The organism is Bdellovibrionales bacterium, from assembly GCA_018266295.1.
Classification (GTDB): Bacteria; Bdellovibrionota; Bdellovibrionia; order Bdellovibrionales; family Bdellovibrionaceae; genus JACMRP01.
This window is the reverse complement of the sequence record JAFEAQ010000004.1, coordinates 90,601-109,911: the sequence shown is the minus strand read 5'-3', so window position 1 is coordinate 109,911 and position 19,311 is coordinate 90,601. Positions and strand designations below refer to the sequence as shown.

The following is a 19,311-nucleotide window of genomic DNA, read 5'->3' as shown; positions in this document are numbered from 1 at the left end:
AGAGTTCTACCTAGGAGTCACAAATGAAATGGATTGGTATCGTCGTTCTCGCGGCGCTCGCTACAGCATGCTCATCAGCGCCTGTCGAATCACCCGTATATAAAGCAAAAACGACGCTACCAAGTGAACCTGTTAGCAATGAACAGCCCTCCATTGATTATGTAGGATTACAAAGAGCCATGGGGATGGAAATTCCTGTGGAAAAGCTCGGTTATCGCGAAAAGCCTTTTGATACTTGCCAAGCAGGATATGGATATTCGACCACTCATAATTGCCACAAAGAATACATGGTTGTGATCAACATTCAGCTTCAGTGCCGTGACTCTGAAGGCACCGTTGCAAATGGCGTAACGAATGCCGATTTGACTGCGATTGCAAATCGCCCGGTCAGATGGAATATGAAACCCAATCAAGGCGTCACGACAACAGACAGTGACGGCTTTGCGCAGATCATGACAGTGTCGGCGCGTTCACCCCGAACAGAGCGTTTGAAGATCGCTGTTGGTAGTGAATTTCTTTATATGCGCGCTAATGAGATCACCCGCGTGGTGACTCCGCGGCCATGGTGTAATCAATAAGACCGTATAGAAGTTCGTCGGCTTTTCTCATCTTGGTGCGAATTAAATCGAACCTGGCGTTCCTTTTGACAGCGGCTTGAGCCAGAACACAAAGCGGGAGATAATTGTTGTATAAGTAGTACGTCGGTTGTGTCTCAAGAAGAGATAAATTGGAATGGAAGGTACAACATGGCACGTCCACAAGATAAAAACGTCTTTCTAATTGTGAGTGGTAACGGTAACCGCATCACTGCGATGTCCGAATTTATCAATAAGAACTTCACCAACTGCTCGATCTTTCATGCAGCGGACTGGTTTGATACGAAATATAAAATCGACAACGTCTTTCCAAAGATGGTCTTTGTTGATGAGTATCTGCCAAAGTGCTCCGGTCTTGAGATTGTCGCAAAAATATATAAAGAGAAAAATCATAGCGATGTTCATATAGTGATTATGTCGGTGGTAGCGGATTTAGATCTGTACCCTCCTAACGGGCGTATTCACTATCTCACGGAGCCGGAGCGCGAAAACGCCGTGGTCGAAGTGGTCGCGAAGCTTGTCACTCCGAAGACGGGGACACAAACGACAGAGTATACGCTCCGCCATCTCCAAGCCGGGGAAGTGCTTTTCAAAGAGGGCGACGCCACACAATCGGTTTATATAGTTAAGAACGGAACTCTGAAAGCTTATTCGGATGGACTTTCAGGCGGCCGTGTCACCTTAGGTGAAATCGGCGCCGGTGAGTTCGTCGGTGAGATGGGTCACTTCAATCACGAGCCGCGTTCGGCAACGATCGAAGCCGTCACCGATGTGGATCTTGTCGAAATTCCGATGAGCTCTTTGGATAATGTGATTTTCTCGAAGCCTTCGTGGGCACGGGCTTTAGTGAAAACACTTTCTCAGCGCTTAAAACGCGCCAACAAAGTTCTTACTGGATAGAAATAATATCGTACTCAAGAGTTCTATTGCCTTGCTCAAGCAGAGCGGTGTCTCCGACTTTAAGTCCAAGGAGGGCTTCGCCAAGCGGGCTGCTTGGCGTGATCACTTGGATCTTTTTCCCTTCAAATGTGACATTCACGCCGCCACCTTTAGTCATCACAAAAAAGTAGCTGCTTTTGCCGTTGAGTTCAGTTTCAACGAGCGCCGTTGCCGAAATAGGATCGTTATCAGTAAAGGATTTAGGCTCTGCGTGTTTGAAGATCACTAAAAGCTCTTCAGTATCCGTAATACGCTTGGACTGAGCTCCGGCTAAATAAGAGGCCTCCAGTGCCCGCGTATCATACTCATTTTCAGGTTTGCTTTCCTCGTGAGTCGCTGCTTCGCGAGTCGCACGCTCAGACTCTTTTAATACCAAAAGGTCTTTTTCCAGTTCAGCACGAATGTGAGCGATCAGTTTTTTCTTATCCACGGTGTCCTTTTCTAAATCTTAGATAAAGAACTACCGCGAGTTGAAAGTTCACTCAAGATCTTATTGGCCAAACTCCAGATCTTTGGCAAGTTTGTTGTCTGAACATTCTGTCAGTGTGTCAAACTTGTCAACGGATCCGACCAAAAGCGTAACGTGCCCTCATTAAACTTTCTTTCGTGGGGGAAATTATGAAATCAATCAGAACCTATTTGATGCTCATTTTTAGTATTCTAGCGTTAGTTGGTGGCAGTGTTTTAGTCATGTCCTGCGAACGGGATTCTAAGAAAAGATCTCAGAGGGAAGATCTTGCACGAGATGCTTATTCTTATGGATTTCCACTGGTGTTAATGGACACGGCAAGGAGACATACAGAAGTGCTATCGAGATCTTCTGATAAGCAGAGCAAAGTGCCTATGTATCAATTCTATCATACACGCAAGGTGCGCGAGAATCGCTATCATGATCTCGCCTCTCTTGATAACGATATGATTTACTCAACCGCATGGTTGAACTTAGCAGATGATCCTGTCGTGCTTACGATCCCTAGTTCTGGAAATCATTTTTTTGTCGGCGGTCTTTTGCAGGCTTGGTCTGATATTTTCGGTGTTGTTGGCACGCGCGCCACAGGGCGTGGTAAGCAGCGATTTCTTTTAAGTGGGCCCCAATGGAAAGGGTCGACTCCAAGAGGGATGAAGCCTCTTCGATCTCCGACAAATTTGGTTTGGGTTCCGATTCGCATTTATGCCGGCAGTGGCACAGACACCGCTTCCGTAAGAGCTTTTCAAAATGGCCTTCACCTGACACCGCTTAGTCACTGGGGCAAAAACAAAAGTGGGATGCGCATGGTGGATGTGGATTTAACAGTAGATCCTCGGATTGCGCCGCGGGATCAGGTTTTCTCGATGAGTGCTGACGAGTTTTATACAAAACTTTGCGCATTGATGGTGGATAACCCATCCCCTCCCATCGACACGGCCTTTATGGATAAACTTCGTACGCTGGGTATTGTTCCAACAAAGAATTTCAAATTCTCGGATCTGCCTGTTGATTCACAAAGAGCGTTAAGTGAGAGCGTGAAAGGAGCGAAAAATTTTATCTTGGCACATCAAGGGTCTTTCTCACCAACGGGGCGCTTAGTGAATGGCTGGACGATGCCAATTACGACTTCAGGTTTTGGCACTGACTATCATCGTCGCGCCTACGAGGCGTATTTAGGACTAGGTGCTTTACCTCCACAAGATGCGCTTTTCCCGATCGCATATGAGGATAATATGGGCCAGCAACTCATGGGTGAGAACAGCTATAAAATCACCTTTGCAAAAGACAAGCTGCCGCCAGTGAATGCCTTCTGGTCGATTACAATGTTTCATCTGCCGGATGTAAACCTCATTGAAAATGCACCTCGCCGGTATTCGATTGGTCAGTATACTCGAACGCGCCCGAATCCTGATGGCTCATTAACGATCTATATCCAGCCGACAAGTCCAGGCAAAGATAAAGAAGCCAATTGGCTGCCTTCAGGTAAAGGTAACTTCCAGCTAACGATGAAAATGTATTGGCCTAAGAAGGAAGCTTTAGAAGGGCGCTGGACGCCGCCGGTTGTGGAGCGGGTCGAGCAGCCACGTATGACAATAAACTATTAGCGGGTGATTTGCTCAACTTCATTATCCTTCGCGAACTGCACCATTTCTTTTTGTGCGGAAATCATCTGTTCATAGATACTGGTGTAGTTCTTCATAACCCGCATTGCATAGTCCCGTTTAATGATTTTGCCATCAGGTGAGATGCTACCGATGGTGCGGCTGACTTTGCGCATATTTTTGGGGCCCATATTATAGGCCGGAAGATAGTGGTAAGCCCGGCTGTCGAACTCATTGCGGAGATGGGCAAAGTACGTGATCCCAATTTTAATATTTGTAACTGGGTCAAAGAGGGAGTTTGCTCCCTTCCATGGCATTTTATATTTTTTGGCAATCCATTCGGCAGTTTTTGGCAGGATTTGCATCAGACCTATTTCGCCGGCGTCGCCACGGGCGTCAGTGTTGAACCCGCTTTCCGTCTGAATAACAGCTAGAACGAAAATAGGATCGAGTTCCTGGTTTCGGCTTTCCATAATTACGGCTTCCGTAATTTCAGCAAGGCGGCTTTTCCATTTCTCATCCATGGAGGACTCAATTTTTTTATAAACCAGATAATTGAGATCCTGTTCACCCTCAAAGCGCTGAGCAAGGCTGCCCTTGTAGGAGACCCCTAGAAGCTCACGGGCCTGATCCTGGCGAGCTTGCTCATCCACGCTAGGCAGATTCAACGTCGAGAACTCGACGAGTGTCATGTTTTGAAACAATAGGACCATAAGGCCCCAGCCCGACAAAATGGCGAAAACGCCAATGCGCTTTTTGGATAATGTCATGTGTAATAGATCGGCATTTTCTCAAAGCTTTTCGAGAGCTAAGATGACTCACTTTGTGACTCATTTTGGTGCCGGAGCTGAAAATCCTTGCAAACTGATTCGAACATTTGAAGGTCTATAAGATTCGAATTTTCATTTGCTAATTATTCGACTTGAAATAGCATTAAGCGATGGCTGAACTTGAAAATAAGAGAATCTTCCTAGTAGCGACATCAAATCCTGAGCTAAATGCTCAGCTTGAAGAAGCAATCAAAGCGCACGTCCAAAATTCTACGGTTTTCACTGCGACCGATGGGATTGAGGCTTTGAGAAAATCTGAAAATGTTCCGCCTCATGTGGTGGTTGTCGACTTCCAAATTCCAAAAATGAATGCGGTCGATCTCACGCGTAAGATTCTTGATCGCAAAGATCGCATGGCAGTTATTATCTTATCGCCTTCGGTGGATGAGCATCTTTTCATGGATGAAGTTGTAACGGGACAAGTTCAGTTTCTTTCCGGCACGGGAAAGGTCAGTGTTTTTAACAACCTTGTGACCCGTGCTCTGAACTGGGTTTCACATGAGGATAAGGCTTTATACCACTTGATTTTCTTATCGCCTGGCGAGCAGCTTATTAAAGAGGGTGAAAAGGCAGATTTCGTTTATATTTTGAAATCCGGTGAGCTTAAAGCATATAAAAGTGATCCCGCAGGTGAGATCGTGCTAGGCACAATCGTTCCCGGAGAATTCGTCGGTGAAATGGCCTATATCAACGGTGAAGCACGTTCTGCGAATGTGAAAAGTACTGCGGACTGTGAATTGATAGAGATTCCAAGCGCGAGTCTCGATGCCGTTTTGTTTTCACGCCCGGCGTGGTCGAAGGCATTACTAAAAACTCTTTCAAAACGCCTCAAAAATTCCAATGATGAGAAGGGCGCAAAGACAGAGTAGTGTTGCAATAGTTTTCATGGGAAAACTTTGTGGATTACTTCTGTCGTTGGGCGCGGCACTTCTTGTAGCGTGTTCTGGCGATAGCTCCTCAAATCCAGAAAGACAAAAGACCTTCAATCGATTTTGGACCCCGCAGTACGATAAACTTCAACAATATTTTCAAATGTCCTCTTCGCTTTTTGGTGATAACTCCGTTTTCTTTGCGATGGTTGGCTACAACGGCACCGTGAGAAATCCAAACTCGATGGGCATGACAACGACTTCGGGAATGGTCGGTTTCGCGACTCATTTTGATGGTGTTGATGACAGGGTCTTTTTGCCTTTTTATGGGAATCTTAACCAGGCGGTCTTTTCTTTGACGGCCTGGATTCGTGTTACCGGCGGCGGTGGAGACCGTTGCGTACTGGCTTCGCGGGATACTTTGCCGACGCGTGGCTATGCTGTTTATGTCGATTCAAGTGGAGTGCCGCAAGTCCGCTTAGGAAATGGCTCGGCAGATACGTGGATCATCGCGCGCGGAGCCGCTATTCCCAACAATGTGTGGACTCATATCGCCGTTACATTTGATGGTTCAAGTTTGCGCTTTTACCAGAATGGCTTTCAAGTGGGTGTAAATTTTCTAGTCTATGCTCCTAACACGACACGGCCCCTCTATTTGGGAGCCGGTGGAACAGAGTTGAATCCCAACGCAGCAGATTTTTTTAATGGGGATATTGACGAGGTAGGAATTTGGAGTAGTGTCTTGGCCGACACTGATGTCCAAACCATCTACCAGCATGCCTATGACTAAATACCTTCTTATTCTCGCGAGTGTTTTTGTTCTAGTAAATTGCACCACTAAAACTGAAGTTGGTACTCCAGGAAACCCGATTAAAATTTCGTTGGTTCCTGGTCAAGATACAAAACTTCTCGAAGAGAATGGCAAAGAGCTCGAAGCTTACCTTAAAGAGAAAACCGGTTTGCCGTTTGAAGTAAATGTTCCATCAAGTTTTATCGCGGTGATTGAGGCTCTCGGTTCAAAGCGTGCTGACATGGCGATCATGAACACGTTTGGTTACATCATTGCCCATGATAGATATGGTGCTGAAGCGGCGTTAACAGGCGTTTACAAAGGCCGTGACGTTTACTGGGGTCAGATCATCGCCAGAAAAGACGGACCGAAAACACTTAAAGACCTGAACAATAAAAAAATCGCCTTTGTCGACCCTTCTTCTGGTTCAGGGTTTGTTTTGCCTTCAAAACTTTTGAAAGACGAAAAAGTGCAGCCGAAAGAGGTCGTTTTTGCCGGCCGCCATGACAGCGTTGTCACCATGGTTTATCAACGTCAGGTAGATGCCGGTGCGACTTATCACACCCCGGCGGAAAATGGTGAACCTCAGGACGCGCGTAAACTTGTGAAGACTCAGTTTCCGGATGTTTTTGACCAAATCGTTATCATTACTAAGACGGATGCTATTCCAAATGATCCAGTAGTTTTCAGAAAAGATTTTCCACCTGAGTTGAAAAAGACTGTTGTTGATGCTTTGAAGAAAATGGTCAAAGACGAAAAAGGCGGAAAGATTCTTTATAACTTGTATCACATGGACGACTTCAAAGACGCCAATCTCAAAGATTACGATAAAGTTCAGCAGATGCTTTTGGATCTCGGCAAATCTGCCAACGATTTAATTAAGTAATTTCAGCCAAGCCTCGTGGTGTAAAATCACGAGGACAACAAAAGGCAATGATATAGGTATTAAGACTTCCCAGGACTTCTTGCTATAAAGCGCATGGAGTCCAGTAATCACGAAGATAATCGGCGATAGCATTGCTAATGCGAGCGGTACGGCGAAATTTGCTAAAAGAAATATCCCAAATACAATTTCAAAAGCTTTCACTGCGGGCATAATGAAACGACTTTCAACACAAGCGGCAGTAAAGTTATCGATCGCCTTTGAGGACGGTGGAATTGGCTTCCAGTGGAAGAAGCCATTTAGGCCCCAAAATGTGAGCTGTATTCCAAGTATGCATCGGAGGAATATTTCGAAGAACTCAATCATGTTTGCAAAATACCTCTGAAAGACCGGAATTGCTAGACCTATGGATGATGAGGACAAGAATATTGTACCCGTAGACTAACTTTGTTTATAGACTTATTCGAACACAACTAGAAGGCTGCAACATTTGGAATTCAACACTGACGAACAACTCAGACTGCGTGTTTTAAAAGAATATAACATCCTCGATTCAGAATCTGAACAGGCTTACGATGATATCACTTATCTGGCGTCGACGATCTGTCGCACTCCTATTTCTTTAGTGAGCTTCATTGATAAAGACCGTCAATGGTTCAAATCTCATCGGGGAACTTCACTTCAACAAACTTCATTGGATACGTCGATTTGCGCATGCGTAGCGCAAGATCGCCAGCCAATGATTGTTCCTGATACCATGAATGACCCGCGTTTTCGGGATATGGAACTTATGAAGGGGCCTCCTTTCATTCGCTTCTATGCGGGAGTCCCGTTGATTTCTCCGGAAGGTGTTGGGCTTGGGGCACTCTGCGTGATTGATCTTGAGCCGAGGCTCATGACCTCAGAGCAGATGCAGGCCTTGACAGCTCTTGCTCGTCAGGTGGTGGCGCTGATGGAGCTTCGTAAAAGCCAATCACAATTTCACGATCAGCAGGCAAAGCTTATTCATAAGACAAAGCTCGCGTCACTCGGTGAAATGGCGGCTTCGATTGCCCACGAGATTAATAATCCTTTAACGATTATCAATGGCAATGTCGGACTCTTGCGCAGAATACTCAGTCACATTCCTGAAGGACGTTTGCCAAAAGCCAATCAGTATTTGGAAAGTATTGAAAAGACTGTGCATAGAATTGATAAAATCGTCCGTGGGCTGAAAGCTCTTTCGCGTGATGGTTTTAATGATCCGTATGAAACGGTGGATTTAACTACATCGATTATTAATGCGAACTCACTGAATCGTGAAAAGTTCATCTATCATGGAATTGAAGTCCGTCAGAACTTACCACCCGCCGGGGCTTTGATAGAATGCCGTTCTGTTCAGATCGAGCAAATTATCATTAATCTTCTCAGTAATTCGTTTGATGCCGTTCGTGATTTACCTCAGAAGTGGGTGGATATTGCAGTTTTTGATGAGGGCGATTTGTGGGTCATTCGCATCGCGGATAGCGGCCAGGGTATTCCGGAAAATCTGCAAGACAAAATCATGCAGCCATTCTTTACCACAAAGGAAATGCATCAGGGGACGGGCTTAGGTTTGAGTATTTCCAAAGCGATTGCTGAAGAACATGGCGGTAGCTTAGAGCTAGATCCGATTTCTAAAAATACATGTTTTGTGCTGACGTTACCGAAAAAACAGAAGGGACTTCGAAAAGACTCCTAGCAGCCCGAAGACCGCTAGGAGTTTATTGAATTATTTCGTAAGTGCTTTTCTTAAGTTGCTATCCAACAACTCTAAGAAGGGCTCAGTATTCATGTACTGATCTTGAGTTACTTTGTCGCCGTAGATGCAAACCGCGAGGTCTTTAGTCATTTTGCCGGATTGAACTGTGTCGACACAAACTTTTTCCAAAGTCTGAGCAAAGTTAACCAAGGCTTTGTTACCATCCAAGTTACCACGATGCTCAAGACCACGAGTCCAAGCAAAGATCGAAGCGATTGGGTTGGTAGAAGTCGGTTTACCTTGTTGATGTGCGCGGAAGTGGCGAGTCACAGTGCCGTGAGCTGCTTCAGACTCCATTGTCTTGCCATCTGGAGTGATCAAAACAGACGTCATCAAGCCGAGTGAACCGAAACCTTGAGCAACTGTGTCTGACTGAACGTCGCCATCATAGTTCTTACAAGCCCATACGAAGTTGCCGTTCCATTTCAGTGCAGATGCAACCATATCGTCGATAAGACGATGTTCGTAAGTGATCCCAGCTTTTGCGAATGTTTCTTTGAATTCTTTGTCATAGAGCTCTTGGAAAATATCTTTGAAGCGACCGTCGTACTTCTTCAAGATGGTGTTCTTAGAAGAGAAGTACAAAGGCCATTTTTTTGTCAAAGCCATATTGAAGCAAGAACGAGCAAAACCACGAATAGATTCATCGGTGTTGTACATTGCCAAAGCAACGCCATCGCCTTTGAAGTTGTAAACTTCGTGAGAGATCTTTTCGCCACCTTCTGGTTCGAAAGTGATCGTGAGTTTGCCTTTGCCTTTAGTAACGAAATCAGTTGCGCGATATTGATCGCCAAACGCGTGACGGCCGATGCAGATTGGAGCAGTCCAGTTAGGAACCAAGCGAGGAATGTTTTCGCACACGATTGGCTCACGGAAAACTGTGCCATCTAAAATATTTCTGATGGTCCCGTTTGGTGATTTCCACATCTGTTTCAAGTTGAATTCTTTGACGCGAGCTTCGTCAGGAGTGATCGTCGCGCATTTGATACCAACGTTGTACTTTTTGATTGCTTCAGCAGCAGCCACAGTTACTTCGTCATTGGTAGCATCACGATGTTCCATACCCAAATCGTAATACTTGATATCCATATCGAGGTACGGAGTGATGAGTTTGTTTTTAATAAAAGACCAGATGACGCGAGTCATTTCGTCGCCATCAAGCTCTACTACAGGATTGGTGACTTTAATTTTTTGCATACAAATCTTCCATTCATAGTGATTGTTTTGGACCCACTATAAGTGGTCCACTTTTGAATGTCGATATTCAATTGCTTCGGGAGCCTTCTATGACACATCCAACCGATGTTGATGTTCTTATCGTCGGGGCGGGTCCCACGGGCCTGACTATGGCATGTCTCCTGGCGCAATTCGGAATCAAATTCAGAATCATTGAGAAAAACAAAGGCATCACCGATCGTTCTAAGGCTCTTGCCGTTCAAGCGAGGACTTTGGAACTCTTTGAACAACTTGATCTTGCTGAAAAAGCCCTAGAGCAAGGACATCCCGCAGAAGGGCTGGATTTGATTGTCGAGGGAAAGCCCCGTGTCAGCATTGATCTTCGGGAATATGGCCAGGGGCTTACGAAATACCCTTACGTATTAATTCTAGCGCAGGATCGGACGGAAAAACTGCTTTTGGATAAGTTAGAGAGTTTCGAAAAAAAGGTAGAGTGGCAGCGAGAACTGGTTGAGCTTGTTCAGCACCCCGAATTTGTCGAGGCCTATGTGGCCGGCGGCGAACGGATGGAGACCGTCCGCGCAAAGTACTTGGTCGCTGCGGACGGGGCGCGAAGCTCAGTACGGACTTTTCTGCAACTGCCGTTCGAGGGCGGAACTTATGAGAACCGCTTCCTTCTTGCTGATATCCAGGTGCAGGGGCCGGTTTCGCGCCGGCATGTTTCGCTGTGTCTTTCGGACAGGGGTTTTGCGGGATTTTTTCCGATGTATGGTGAGGATCGGTTCAGAGCCATTGGCCTGTTGATGGATGATTTACCTAAGAGCGAAGAGGGAATATACGAACTCATTGCCCGTGAAATTAGTTTGCAATCGGAGTTACCGATAAAAATTTCCGACCCACGCTGGTTCTCGAGTTACAAACTTCATCATCGCTGTGTAAATCGCTTTAAAGAACAGAGGTGTTTCTTTGCCGGCGATGCGGCCCATGTTCATAGTCCCGCGGGCGGGCAGGGCATGAATACTGGAATTCAAGATGCTTTTAATCTTGCCTGGAAACTTTCATATGTTCTCTCTGCAAAAGCTCATCCAAAAATTTTGGAAACCTATCATGAGGAACGCCATCCGATTGCCCGGAAGCTGATTCATGGCACTGATCGGGTTTTTTCTTTTGTAACCAATCAAAGGCCCTATATCCGCTGGGTACGATTGCATTTAATGCCGCATGTTTTGCACTTGGTATCTAAATTTGAATTTTTTCGTTCCTTTGTTTTCAAATTAGTTTCCCAAATCGGCATTCAATATCGCGCAAGCTCGCTCACACAGCAATGCTTCTCAACGGCGGGAGCGCTTCGCGCCGGGGATCGTTTTTGCCAGTCAGGTTGTCAGAATGGAATGTTCCACGCGTTTCTGGTGGGCGGACAAGAAGCGCAACAGCACGCCATGGATGTGCTGGAAAAATTTTTTGAAAGCCGGGTGAAGTTTCATACTCTGGATAAACGACCAGACTTGCATACGATTCTGCAGTCATTCGGTATTTACAGAGATGGTCTGATCCTTGTTCGCCCGGATGGTTACGTCTGCTATTGCGGAGATGCGCTTGATATCAATCACTTGCTGAAATACTTAAATCGCTTCTATTTCGAAAAGGGATCACGAGTGGAAAACCATCCCGATAGAAAAGAAGCCTTTCCTTTTGAAAGTTTCATATAGTACGCTTATTTCACACTGACACACATTCAAAGGAATGAATGATGAATAAGCTCTTGGTGATCGGGATGGTCCTTTTTGTTAGCAGTGCCAGCTGGGCTGCGCGCCCTATTTTGGCGGAAACTTCTTTTCTACGCGCTTTGAAAATACCCATCATTGCAGAAGAACCCACGAGCCACGTTGCCTATGCTTACGTGACTTCAGAAATGGAAGACAGGCTGATCGATAACTCACATCTCTTTGGTAAATGCGCCGGCTTTGAAGTGCTGCCTGAGTTGCAAGTTCAATCTCCTGAACAGTTGTTGACAACACTCAAGAGTCTCCAGGCAAAGAACGAAGATTACGATCGCGCTCCTATGCGGGCTTTGCAGATGACTGCGGATCCGCAGATTGAATCGGCTCTTCAGCAAGTCAGTGAACAGAATCTTCGCGCAACCGTTGAGTGGCTTTCAAGCTATCCGACCCGAGCTTCGCGCGATGCTAAAGCGAATGATCCGGTGACTGCGTTTAAAGATCGCCTCCAGCAGATGACGGCATTCACCGGGTATCCAGTGTCGATCGAGCTCATTGATCATCGCGGAACAAAGCAAAAATCGATTCACCTCACTATTTCGGGAAAAGGCCGCCCGAATGAAATCATCGTTTTTGGTGCGCACTTTGATTCGATTAATAACCAATGGGGCGGAGGAAATGCGCCGGGTGCTGATGATAACGCGTCAGGTTCGGCCAATCTCTTAGAGACCCTCCGAATTCTTTTAGCCCAGCCCCAGCCACAAAGAACATTGGAATTTTTCTGGTACGCCGGCGAAGAATCCGGTTTGATCGGCTCTTCTGAAATCGCAGCTCAGTACAAAACTCAAAAGAAAGATGTCGTGGCGGTTCTTCAACTTGATATGACTCTTTATCCAGGGACAGCGCCGTTTACTTTGGGGAGCATGACGGACTTCACCAGTGCGTGGATGCGCGATTATCTGCGCGCGATGAATGACACTTATATCAAGGCAAACATTGTCGAAGATAAATGCGGCTATGGATGCAGTGATCATGCTTCATGGTATCGGAATTCTTATGCGACACTGATGCCGTTTGAAGCAACCATGCGTACGATGAATCCGAATATTCATAGCAGCCAAGACACTCTTAATCAGAAACTGAACTTTGCGCACTCGGCGATGTTTACCAAGATCGCGCTCGTTATGGCGATGGATCTTGGTAACAGCGCTGCTCGGCAGCCGTACTAGATTTTTACCGGCCGATTGAGTGCCAGCAGATTATTCTTAATCTCTTCAAAAAGTGGATCATACTTGATCTGCTTTCTTGAGATCAGGCTGAGGCTATGTTTCCAGAGACCCTCTGATGGGCCGATGATCTTCACCAATCCCATCTTGAGTTCATTGGCAATATATGGAATCGGCAGAAACGCGCAGCCACCGCTATCCACCACTGCGCGTGCGACAACGGAAAGGATATCACTTTCCATCAGAATCGGTTTATCGAGGTTTTTCTGCCTTAGAAAAATGTCAGCTTCCTGACGAAGACGTAGATCTGGTGCTGGGAGGAGTAAGCCAACTTTGTCATTTTTAAAAAGTTCGCTGAGCGTCGGAGTTTTGCGATAACCGCTCTTCCGAAGAAGGTCTTTTGAGACTACCAAAGCGACCGGCATACGTACGGATACCACTTCGTGCAGGTTTTCATTCTGCAAGGGATTGTTCGTCAGAAAGAGATCAATCTTTTGAGATCTCAGTTTCATCAAAAGTTCAAGCTCGCTTGCGGAGCTGACATTGAGAATACAGTTAATATGATCCTTGCCTTGTTGGAGGATGTCTCCTAGCAAATCGGCGACGAAGGGTCGTTCGACATGATCGGTTACGCCGATGTGAATACGGCGTTTTTCAATCTGTTCGGGGCTTTTTAAATGGTTTGCAAGATGATCAGCGATCTCAAACATCTGCCGACAGTAGGTGTAGACTTGTTCGCCATCTCGGGTGAGCTGCATTTTTCGTCCGTTTTTCTCGAAGAGTTTGCGGTCAATGCTGTGTTCAAAGGTCTTAATTTGCGCGCTGAGGGAAGGCTGGCTGATCGCGAGGTGTTTTGAAGCGTTGCTGACGCCTCCTAAGCGAGCCGTCACATAGAAGTAGTAGAGATGATTGTAATTAAACATAGATAAATCCTAACTATAAGTTAGTTATTATATATTTTATCTAATGTCTCAAATCAACGATACTTATCTTAGGAACAAGATAGGAGAACGTTATGAGAATACAGACACTCTTCCGAGACTTAGACCGATCCGAAGCCCTTGAGACTTATTTAGAGGAAAAAGTTGGGGCCAGTATTGAAAACTTCCTGAAATATCAACCAAATACAACAGCTACGGTCCGGATTGAATTAGACCGTCATCGCAGTCAGACTAGAAAGCCTTCGTTCCACTGCGAAATTATCTTAAAACCAACAAGATCCAAACAACCCATCAAAATCTCAAAACATGCAGAGGATGTTTACACCGCTGTGAGTGAGGCCTCAGCGGCCCTCAAGACTGTTTTGAGTCGACGTTCTGCTAAAAAAGCACAACATCGCCGACATGAGCACATACGCGAACTACGTGATCTAGTCGCGTGAGTAAATTTTTATAATAAGTGTTATTTATTCTACCCTGCTGAACGGGGAGCTGTTGTGGCTCCCTGTTCTCTTTTGTAGAGCAGCAAAAATGCGGCTGCGGCCCAGAAGGCGCCATAAGCCAATACGAGCGTCAAAGAAGGCATCGGTGTATATCCCACGAGCTGAGTCGCCAATTTTCCAATAAAGCTGTCAGAACCGAGAACCGCGCTGCTATTCCAGATCGGATTTAAACCCGATGGAATGTATTCAAGCTCGATCATTTTGTTAATCCCGCTCACCAGCATGGAAGCTGCAGCCCCGAGTAAGAACAAGTTTGTGACGCGGAAGAAGTTCTTAATACCCACAAAGCGCGTTGTTTTGTGAATGCCGAACATCAAGCCCACAGAACTGGCGACGCCAAGAAGGCATGCGAGACTAATCAGACCATAAGAAGTATTTGCTCCTTGGGACATTGAAAGACCATAGAGGTACACCACGGTTTCAAAGCCCTCACGTGTGATCGTGTAAGCCACTAGTGCCAGTAAGCCCCATGTGAGCGTCTTCGTATTGTGAGAATGCACGGCTTTACGGATTTCACCCGTGACTTCGGCCGAGTGCTTCGCCATCCACACCACCATGTGCAACATCAAGCCGGCTGCGAGGAGGGGAAACAAACCCTGGACCAGCTGAGCGTGGTCAGAATCAAAGATCGAATCAAAGTTGATCATCGCGTAGCCAAAGCCCACGCTCAAAACTAGGCCGGCCCCAAGACCACTCAGGATGAAATTACGAGAGCGCGCCCAAGCTCCCTGGCGGGAAAGGCCCGTATAGAGTAAGAAGATCACTAAAACAGCTTCAAAACTTTCGCGCCAGACAACCAAGTAAGAATTCAGAAATTGAGCCATGGCAGATCTCCCTCGTTATTTAACGATGATTTTTCCTTTTGCAGTTTCAGGATGGAATTCGCCGAAGAAAGTGTAAGTACCGGCTTTCAATGGGCCGATTTTAATTTTTGCAGATTTTCCAGGAGGAATGACTTTTTCACGGTGAAGCTCCACGCTTTCGAATTCTTCAGCGTCGCTGCCTTCGTTTTTCACGAGGAGTTCCACTTTCTCGTCGACGGCGATTTCAATAGTGTCCGGTTCAAATTTACCGTCTTTCGCAACAAGCACGATTTCACGAGCCGCAAAAGCAGAAGAAGTGAGGTTAAGAACAAGAACGCCGGCGACCATTGCTAATTTCATTGATTGCTCCTTTAAAAGTCCTCTATGCTTTCACATAAGATCGAAAAACAGGCAAATTAATCGAGAGCGATTATCACTTGTTTTTCATCTCTGCCGGGAGCCTAGCAATGGACATTTTGATACTGAACGGAAGCATTCATGGTGAGGCTGGTAACTGCGGCCTTTTGATTCGTCAGCTGAAGCGAAATCACAAGGGAATCCGCTTTCAGACTGTCAATCTGGTAAAGACCTCCTTCGGACCGGGCCTTGCTAAAAAAATCGCTCAGGCCGATGCTGTTCTGTGTATGACGGGAACTTACTGGGATTCATGGGGAAGCCCTCTCCAAAAATTCCTCGAAGACGCGACGGATTTAGAGGCCCGCCCTGAGATTCTCGGTAAGCCTCTGGGAGTTTGCGTGCTAATGCACTCGGTGGGCGGTAAAGCGGTGCTGTCACGTCTGCAGGGCGTGTTTTCAACGATGGGCTTCTTGATCCCACCGATGACTGGGATGGCTTACTCGCTAGCGGGGGAGCTCGCCCTGAAGTCAAAGAACGTTCATGCCAAAGACTTTTGGTGTTTGGATGATCTTAATGTTGTGGTTGAGAATTTGAAACTGGCTTCGTCGGTAAAGACACCTTGGGTGACGTGGCCCGTAGATCGCAAGAATTTTAGAAAGAAATGGGTCGCTAAATCTTAGCCCCAGAAAGAAGAAACCCCCACCTGGGTGGTGAGGGTTCTCGTCCGCCTTTTCATCAGCGTGGGATCAGTATAGCAAAATTACGCCTTCATAGAAGTCGTTAATTCGCGAACTTTTTGAGAGTCAAAGTTTTGAGATACGAAGTCCCAGTTAACGTTATTCCAGAATGTCTCAAGGAATTTCGCGCGCAAGTTTCTGTAATCAATGTAGTATGCGTGTTCCCAAACGTCAGCCACCATCAATGGACGTGGGCCGTTGTTTGTAAACGGCACTTGAGCGTTTGAAGTAGAAACAAGGCTCAATTTGCCAGAGTTGTCAGCGCACAACCAGATCCAGCCAGAACCGAAAGTTTTTACGCCGCCATCAACAAACTTTTCTTTGAGTTGATCCATGCCACCGAAGTCACGAGTGATCGCCGCCATCAAAGTTGCAGAAGGCTTCATCGTTGAGTTTGGTTGCATATTGAACCAGAAGAACGTGTGGTTGTACGCCTGAGCTGCATTGTTGAATACGCCGCCAGTTGAAGACAAAACGATTTCTTCCAAAGATTTACCTTTGAGAGAAGCGTCTGTTTCCATGAATTTGTTCAAGTTGTCGATGTAAGCTTTGTGATGCTTATCGTAGTGATAAGTCATTTGCTCTTCAGACAAGAAAGGGGCGAGGGCAGTTTTAGCGTAAGGAAGTGTAGGTAGTTTAAACATAGGTGTCTCCTTGAAGTGAGATAAAATTGAGTTAACTATTTCTCAATTGATTTCCAAGAAGACACTATAGCCAGGACCCCTTTCGAGGTCCAATTTAAACGCTCTCTCCCAACATATTTCTGACGAAGGTAGGGAGGCTAAATGCTGCTGTATGCAATTCGTGATTGTAGTACTTCAGCTTTTTAGCAGAGGCGAACTGACGCGCTCTATCGGCGTTGAAGTTCTTCACAGGGTGAGTGTGTCCTTTAACACCCATTTGAAGACTCCACATGCCAGAAGGGTAAGTTGTCGCATGGAAGAGCATTGTGTGCGTTTGCTCTTTGCCGAAGATGCCTTTTAAGCACTTATTGAGTTCCATGAAAGTGTCCTCATGGAACATCGGTGATTCGCCCTGAGTGATCAAAGCACCGCCTTCTTTAAGCGCGTTACGGCAATTGCCATAGAATTCTGCAGTGAAAAGGCCCTTAGCTGGACCCACAGGGTCAGAACCGTCCACGATGATCACATCAAAACTATTTGGAGCAGCGTCCTTCACGAACTGGATGCCGTCACCGACAATGAGATTCAATTTCGGGTTGTTGAACTCAGACGCGACTGTTGGCAGATGCTGTTTCGATGCGCGGATAACTGCGTCATCAATTTCAACCATCGTTACTTTTTCAACGTCATACTTGAAGAGTTCGCGGATTGTTCCGCCGTCGCCACCACCGATCACAAGAACGTTCTTCGCATTGCCATGCATTTGCATGATCGGGTGAGTGATCATTTCGTGATAGTGATATTCATCGCGCTCCGTGCACATGATCATGTTATTGATCGCAAGCATCTTGCCATAAGCGTGAGTTTTGAAAACACGCACTTGCTGGAATGGAGAAACTTCGTTGAACAGAACTTCGCCGTTGTAGCGGAGTGAAAGAGCCTGGTTCTCGTCTTTGTCCGTGAACCAAACGCTGCGTTCAACTTGCGGATCGTGGATCGGGCTTGGCTCGTGACGAGTTGCCTGAGGAACGAATTCAGATTTCTTGATCAAGTGCAAAGAACCACGGTTGAGTTCCATTGCAGAGTAGTTGGCTTGGAAGATCTGCTTCAAGTGCTCGAAGCAAACCCATGGATCGACGCTTTCGCCACAAGTAAAGAGGTCGACGGCTGCGTATTTGTATTCAGGCCATGTGTGGATCGCCAAATGGCTTTCCTGGATCACAACCACTCCGGAAATACCCCACGGAGAAAAGTGGTGAAACGTGGAATTGATCACTGTCGCCCCCGCGATTTTTGCGGCATTAATCATAGCTTCTTCGACGATTTGGGCGTCGTTCAAAACTTGAGCGTTACAGTTGCTGAACTCAACTAAAATATGGCGGCCTAATGATTTCATAGGTGGCTTATAATTTATGTTTTATTTCAAAGCAATGATGGATTTTCTGATCATGAAAATCCTGCGGAATAGACTCTCGCGTGATGTCTTTGATTTGGTATTTTTGCTGGATATTTTCTGACAATTTAAATTTTCTTTTATTGTTGGAAAAATACAAAACTCCCTCTGGGCGGAGCATGCTCATGGCCTTTTCTACGAGGAAATCCTGGTCTTTTTCGACCTCAAAAGCCTCCTCCATCTTTTTGGAGTTTGAGAAAGTCGGAGGATCCAGGAAGATCACATCAAAACGTTGTTGACCCTGCATTTTGTGCAAAAACTCTAAAGCGTTCATGTTTACGAATTCATGATGTTCCATGGGAATCTGATTGAGCTGGAAGTTCTCCTGAGCCCAGCTGAGGTAAGTCTGTGACATATCGACGCTGGTGGTGCTGCGAGCGCCTCCCAGAGCGGCAAAGACGCTGACGGCGCCCGTGTAACAGAACAGATTCAAGAAATCTTTATCGCGAGCGGTTTTAAAAACCACCTGGCGCATTGGGCGGTGATCCAAAAAAAGACCGGTATCGAGGTAGTCGTAGAGGTTCACGTACAGCTGGGCTTGGCTTTCACGGACAGAGAAGGTTTCTTCACGGCGATCGAGCTTTTCGTACTGCTGGAGACCTTCTTGGCGGGCGCGGCGCTTGACGACGATTTTCTCCTCAGGAGTTTTAAACAGGGCTTTGATGGCTTCAAGAACATGCGGCAGGAAGTTCTTACCGGCGTCGACGACCGAATCGGTTTTATCGTAAACCACGAAGTGGTCTTTGTAGATATCGACGATGTAGGGATACTCAGGAATATCGCGATCATACAGGCGGTAGGCCTCGATGTGGTGGCGGTTTGCCCAGGCTTTGAGTTTGCGGTGGTTTTTATCGAGGCGGTTTTTGATCATGTCCATGGGCCATGTTTTAGACAAGAAGCGGGGGATATGGTAGTGCTAGTTCCCATGTCTGAAGAAGTTTTAGTACAGCAAATCGCTTTTGAGCTTGCGCGCTCGGGTTTCGAGCTCGCTTTTGTGAGCCACAAGGGCGTTTTGTACTA

The 19,311-nt window shown here is 46.3% G+C and carries 20 protein-coding genes; 11 read left to right on the top strand and 9 right to left on the bottom strand.

Annotation, left to right across the window (positions count from 1 at the left end):
- Positions 1–23 precede the first annotated feature (23 nt).
- The gene (locus tag JSU04_00845) at positions 24–578 is read left to right on the top strand and encodes a hypothetical protein (GenBank protein ID MBS1968820.1); all 555 of its coding nucleotides are present in this window, start codon (positions 24–26) and stop codon (positions 576–578) included.
- 168 nt (positions 579–746) lie between these two features.
- Positions 747–1,496 carry a cyclic nucleotide-binding domain-containing protein gene (locus JSU04_00840; GenBank protein ID MBS1968819.1) on the top strand — a complete coding sequence of 250 codons (750 nt, stop codon included), beginning with the start codon at positions 747–749 and terminating at the stop codon, positions 1,494–1,496.
- Here JSU04_00840 and JSU04_00835 read toward each other — a convergent pair.
- On the bottom strand, positions 1,486–1,965 hold the full coding sequence (locus JSU04_00835; protein ID MBS1968818.1) for a GreA/GreB family elongation factor: 480 nt from the start codon (positions 1,963–1,965) through the stop codon (positions 1,486–1,488). The two genes, JSU04_00840 and JSU04_00835, sit on opposite strands and share 11 nt — an antisense overlap.
- 188 nt (positions 1,966–2,153) lie before the next feature.
- Between JSU04_00835 and JSU04_00830 the strand changes: the two genes are divergently transcribed.
- Complete coding sequence (locus JSU04_00830; GenBank protein ID MBS1968817.1) at positions 2,154–3,608, top strand: DUF1254 domain-containing protein; 1,455 nt, start codon at positions 2,154–2,156, stop codon at positions 3,606–3,608.
- On the opposite strand, the gene JSU04_00825 is transcribed toward JSU04_00830, so the two are convergent.
- Complete coding sequence (locus tag JSU04_00825; protein ID MBS1968816.1) at positions 3,605–4,375, bottom strand: lytic transglycosylase domain-containing protein; 771 nt, start codon at positions 4,373–4,375, stop codon at positions 3,605–3,607. The genes JSU04_00830 and JSU04_00825 overlap by 4 nt on opposite strands.
- A gap of 170 nt (positions 4,376–4,545) precedes the next feature.
- Here JSU04_00825 and JSU04_00820 point away from each other — a divergent pair, with 170 nt between their 5' ends.
- The 4 genes from JSU04_00820 to JSU04_00805 all read left to right on the top strand — a co-directional run bounded on the left by JSU04_00820 (position 4,546) and on the right by JSU04_00805 (position 8,697).
- The gene (locus JSU04_00820; GenBank protein MBS1968815.1) at positions 4,546–5,304 is read left to right on the top strand and encodes a cyclic nucleotide-binding domain-containing protein; all 759 of its coding nucleotides are present in this window, start codon (positions 4,546–4,548) and stop codon (positions 5,302–5,304) included.
- 16 nt (positions 5,305–5,320) lie between these two features.
- The gene (locus JSU04_00815; GenBank protein ID MBS1968814.1) at positions 5,321–6,094 is read left to right on the top strand and encodes a LamG domain-containing protein; all 774 of its coding nucleotides are present in this window, start codon (positions 5,321–5,323) and stop codon (positions 6,092–6,094) included.
- The gene (locus tag JSU04_00810) at positions 6,081–6,980 is read left to right on the top strand and encodes a phosphate/phosphite/phosphonate ABC transporter substrate-binding protein (GenBank protein ID MBS1968813.1); all 900 of its coding nucleotides are present in this window, start codon (positions 6,081–6,083) and stop codon (positions 6,978–6,980) included. The genes JSU04_00815 and JSU04_00810 overlap by 14 nt, the downstream gene beginning before the upstream one ends.
- A gap of 487 nt (positions 6,981–7,467) precedes the next feature.
- Complete coding sequence (locus tag JSU04_00805; GenBank protein MBS1968812.1) at positions 7,468–8,697, top strand: GAF domain-containing protein; 1,230 nt, start codon at positions 7,468–7,470, stop codon at positions 8,695–8,697.
- 30 nt (positions 8,698–8,727) lie between these two features.
- Here JSU04_00805 and JSU04_00800 read toward each other — a convergent pair whose 3' ends face one another.
- Positions 8,728–9,954 (bottom strand): NADP-dependent isocitrate dehydrogenase, encoded by a 1,227-nt coding sequence (locus JSU04_00800; protein MBS1968811.1) that lies wholly within the window; start codon positions 9,952–9,954, stop codon positions 8,728–8,730.
- 89 nt (positions 9,955–10,043) lie between these two features.
- Here JSU04_00800 and JSU04_00795 point away from each other — a divergent pair, with 89 nt between their 5' ends.
- Entirely contained in the window at positions 10,044–11,642 is a 1,599-nt protein-coding gene (locus tag JSU04_00795) for an FAD-dependent monooxygenase (GenBank protein ID MBS1968810.1), read from the top strand.
- A 38-nt stretch (positions 11,643–11,680) separates the two neighbouring features.
- Positions 11,681–12,880 carry a M20/M25/M40 family metallo-hydrolase gene (locus tag JSU04_00790; GenBank protein ID MBS1968809.1) on the top strand — a complete coding sequence of 400 codons (1,200 nt, stop codon included), beginning with the start codon at positions 11,681–11,683 and terminating at the stop codon, positions 12,878–12,880.
- Here JSU04_00790 and JSU04_00785 read toward each other — a convergent pair.
- On the bottom strand, positions 12,877–13,800 hold the full coding sequence (locus tag JSU04_00785) for a LysR family transcriptional regulator (protein ID MBS1968808.1): 924 nt from the start codon (positions 13,798–13,800) through the stop codon (positions 12,877–12,879). The two genes, JSU04_00790 and JSU04_00785, sit on opposite strands and share 4 nt — an antisense overlap.
- Before the next feature lie 92 nt (positions 13,801–13,892).
- On the opposite strand from JSU04_00785, the gene JSU04_00780 reads away from it, so the two are divergent.
- Positions 13,893–14,258 (top strand): HPF/RaiA family ribosome-associated protein, encoded by a 366-nt coding sequence (locus JSU04_00780; protein MBS1968807.1) that lies wholly within the window; start codon positions 13,893–13,895, stop codon positions 14,256–14,258.
- A 29-nt stretch (positions 14,259–14,287) separates the two neighbouring features.
- On the opposite strand, the gene JSU04_00775 is transcribed toward JSU04_00780, so the two are convergent.
- Positions 14,288–15,142, bottom strand: coding sequence for an FTR1 family protein (locus tag JSU04_00775; protein MBS1968806.1), 855 nt, complete (start codon positions 15,140–15,142; stop codon positions 14,288–14,290).
- A gap of 15 nt (positions 15,143–15,157) precedes the next feature.
- Positions 15,158–15,481, bottom strand: a complete 324-nt coding sequence (locus JSU04_00770) for a cupredoxin domain-containing protein (GenBank protein MBS1968805.1) — start codon at positions 15,479–15,481, stop codon at positions 15,158–15,160.
- 86 nt (positions 15,482–15,567) lie between these two features.
- Here JSU04_00770 and JSU04_00765 point away from each other — a divergent pair, with 86 nt between their 5' ends.
- Positions 15,568–16,158 carry a hypothetical protein gene (locus JSU04_00765; GenBank protein ID MBS1968804.1) on the top strand — a complete coding sequence of 197 codons (591 nt, stop codon included), beginning with the start codon at positions 15,568–15,570 and terminating at the stop codon, positions 16,156–16,158.
- 80 nt (positions 16,159–16,238) lie between these two features.
- On the opposite strand, the gene JSU04_00760 is transcribed toward JSU04_00765, so the two are convergent.
- The 3 genes from JSU04_00760 to JSU04_00750 form a co-directional block, all read right to left on the bottom strand.
- A complete protein-coding gene (locus tag JSU04_00760) occupies positions 16,239–16,859 on the bottom strand; it encodes a superoxide dismutase (protein ID MBS1968803.1) in 621 nt (206 codons plus the stop codon).
- A gap of 94 nt (positions 16,860–16,953) precedes the next feature.
- Positions 16,954–18,234, bottom strand: a complete 1,281-nt coding sequence (gene speE, locus JSU04_00755) for a polyamine aminopropyltransferase (GenBank protein MBS1968802.1) — start codon at positions 18,232–18,234, stop codon at positions 16,954–16,956.
- Positions 18,235–18,241: 7 nt separating this feature from the next.
- On the bottom strand, positions 18,242–19,168 hold the full coding sequence (locus tag JSU04_00750; GenBank protein ID MBS1968801.1) for a class I SAM-dependent methyltransferase: 927 nt from the start codon (positions 19,166–19,168) through the stop codon (positions 18,242–18,244).
- Between the last annotated feature and the right edge of the window lie 143 nt (positions 19,169–19,311).

What these genes read in the sequence shown, in the direction of transcription:
- JSU04_00845 (MBS1968820.1), top strand. Translation starts at nt 24, where the DNA reads ATGAAATGGATTGGTATCGTCGTTCTCGCGGCGCTCGCTACAGCATGC.
- JSU04_00840 (MBS1968819.1), top strand. Translation starts at nt 747, where the DNA reads ATGGCACGTCCACAAGATAAAAACGTCTTTCTAATTGTGAGTGGTAAC.
- JSU04_00830 (MBS1968817.1), top strand. Translation starts at nt 2,154, where the DNA reads ATGAAATCAATCAGAACCTATTTGATGCTCATTTTTAGTATTCTAGCG.
- JSU04_00825 (MBS1968816.1), bottom strand. Translation starts at nt 4,375, where the DNA reads ATGACATTATCCAAAAAGCGCATTGGCGTTTTCGCCATTTTGTCGGGC.
- JSU04_00820 (MBS1968815.1), top strand. Translation starts at nt 4,546, where the DNA reads ATGGCTGAACTTGAAAATAAGAGAATCTTCCTAGTAGCGACATCAAAT.
- JSU04_00815 (MBS1968814.1), top strand. Translation starts at nt 5,321, where the DNA reads ATGGGAAAACTTTGTGGATTACTTCTGTCGTTGGGCGCGGCACTTCTT.
- JSU04_00810 (MBS1968813.1), top strand. Translation starts at nt 6,081, where the DNA reads ATGCCTATGACTAAATACCTTCTTATTCTCGCGAGTGTTTTTGTTCTA.
- JSU04_00800 (MBS1968811.1), bottom strand. Translation starts at nt 9,954, where the DNA reads ATGCAAAAAATTAAAGTCACCAATCCTGTAGTAGAGCTTGATGGCGAC.
- JSU04_00795 (MBS1968810.1), top strand. Translation starts at nt 10,044, where the DNA reads ATGACACATCCAACCGATGTTGATGTTCTTATCGTCGGGGCGGGTCCC.
- JSU04_00790 (MBS1968809.1), top strand. Translation starts at nt 11,681, where the DNA reads ATGATGAATAAGCTCTTGGTGATCGGGATGGTCCTTTTTGTTAGCAGT.
- JSU04_00785 (MBS1968808.1), bottom strand. Translation starts at nt 13,800, where the DNA reads ATGTTTAATTACAATCATCTCTACTACTTCTATGTGACGGCTCGCTTA.
- JSU04_00780 (MBS1968807.1), top strand. Translation starts at nt 13,893, where the DNA reads ATGAGAATACAGACACTCTTCCGAGACTTAGACCGATCCGAAGCCCTT.
- JSU04_00775 (MBS1968806.1), bottom strand. Translation starts at nt 15,142, where the DNA reads ATGGCTCAATTTCTGAATTCTTACTTGGTTGTCTGGCGCGAAAGTTTT.
- JSU04_00770 (MBS1968805.1), bottom strand. Translation starts at nt 15,481, where the DNA reads ATGAAATTAGCAATGGTCGCCGGCGTTCTTGTTCTTAACCTCACTTCT.
- JSU04_00760 (MBS1968803.1), bottom strand. Translation starts at nt 16,859, where the DNA reads ATGTTTAAACTACCTACACTTCCTTACGCTAAAACTGCCCTCGCCCCT.
- speE (MBS1968802.1), bottom strand. Translation starts at nt 18,234, where the DNA reads ATGAAATCATTAGGCCGCCATATTTTAGTTGAGTTCAGCAACTGTAAC.
- JSU04_00750 (MBS1968801.1), bottom strand. Translation starts at nt 19,168, where the DNA reads ATGGACATGATCAAAAACCGCCTCGATAAAAACCACCGCAAACTCAAA.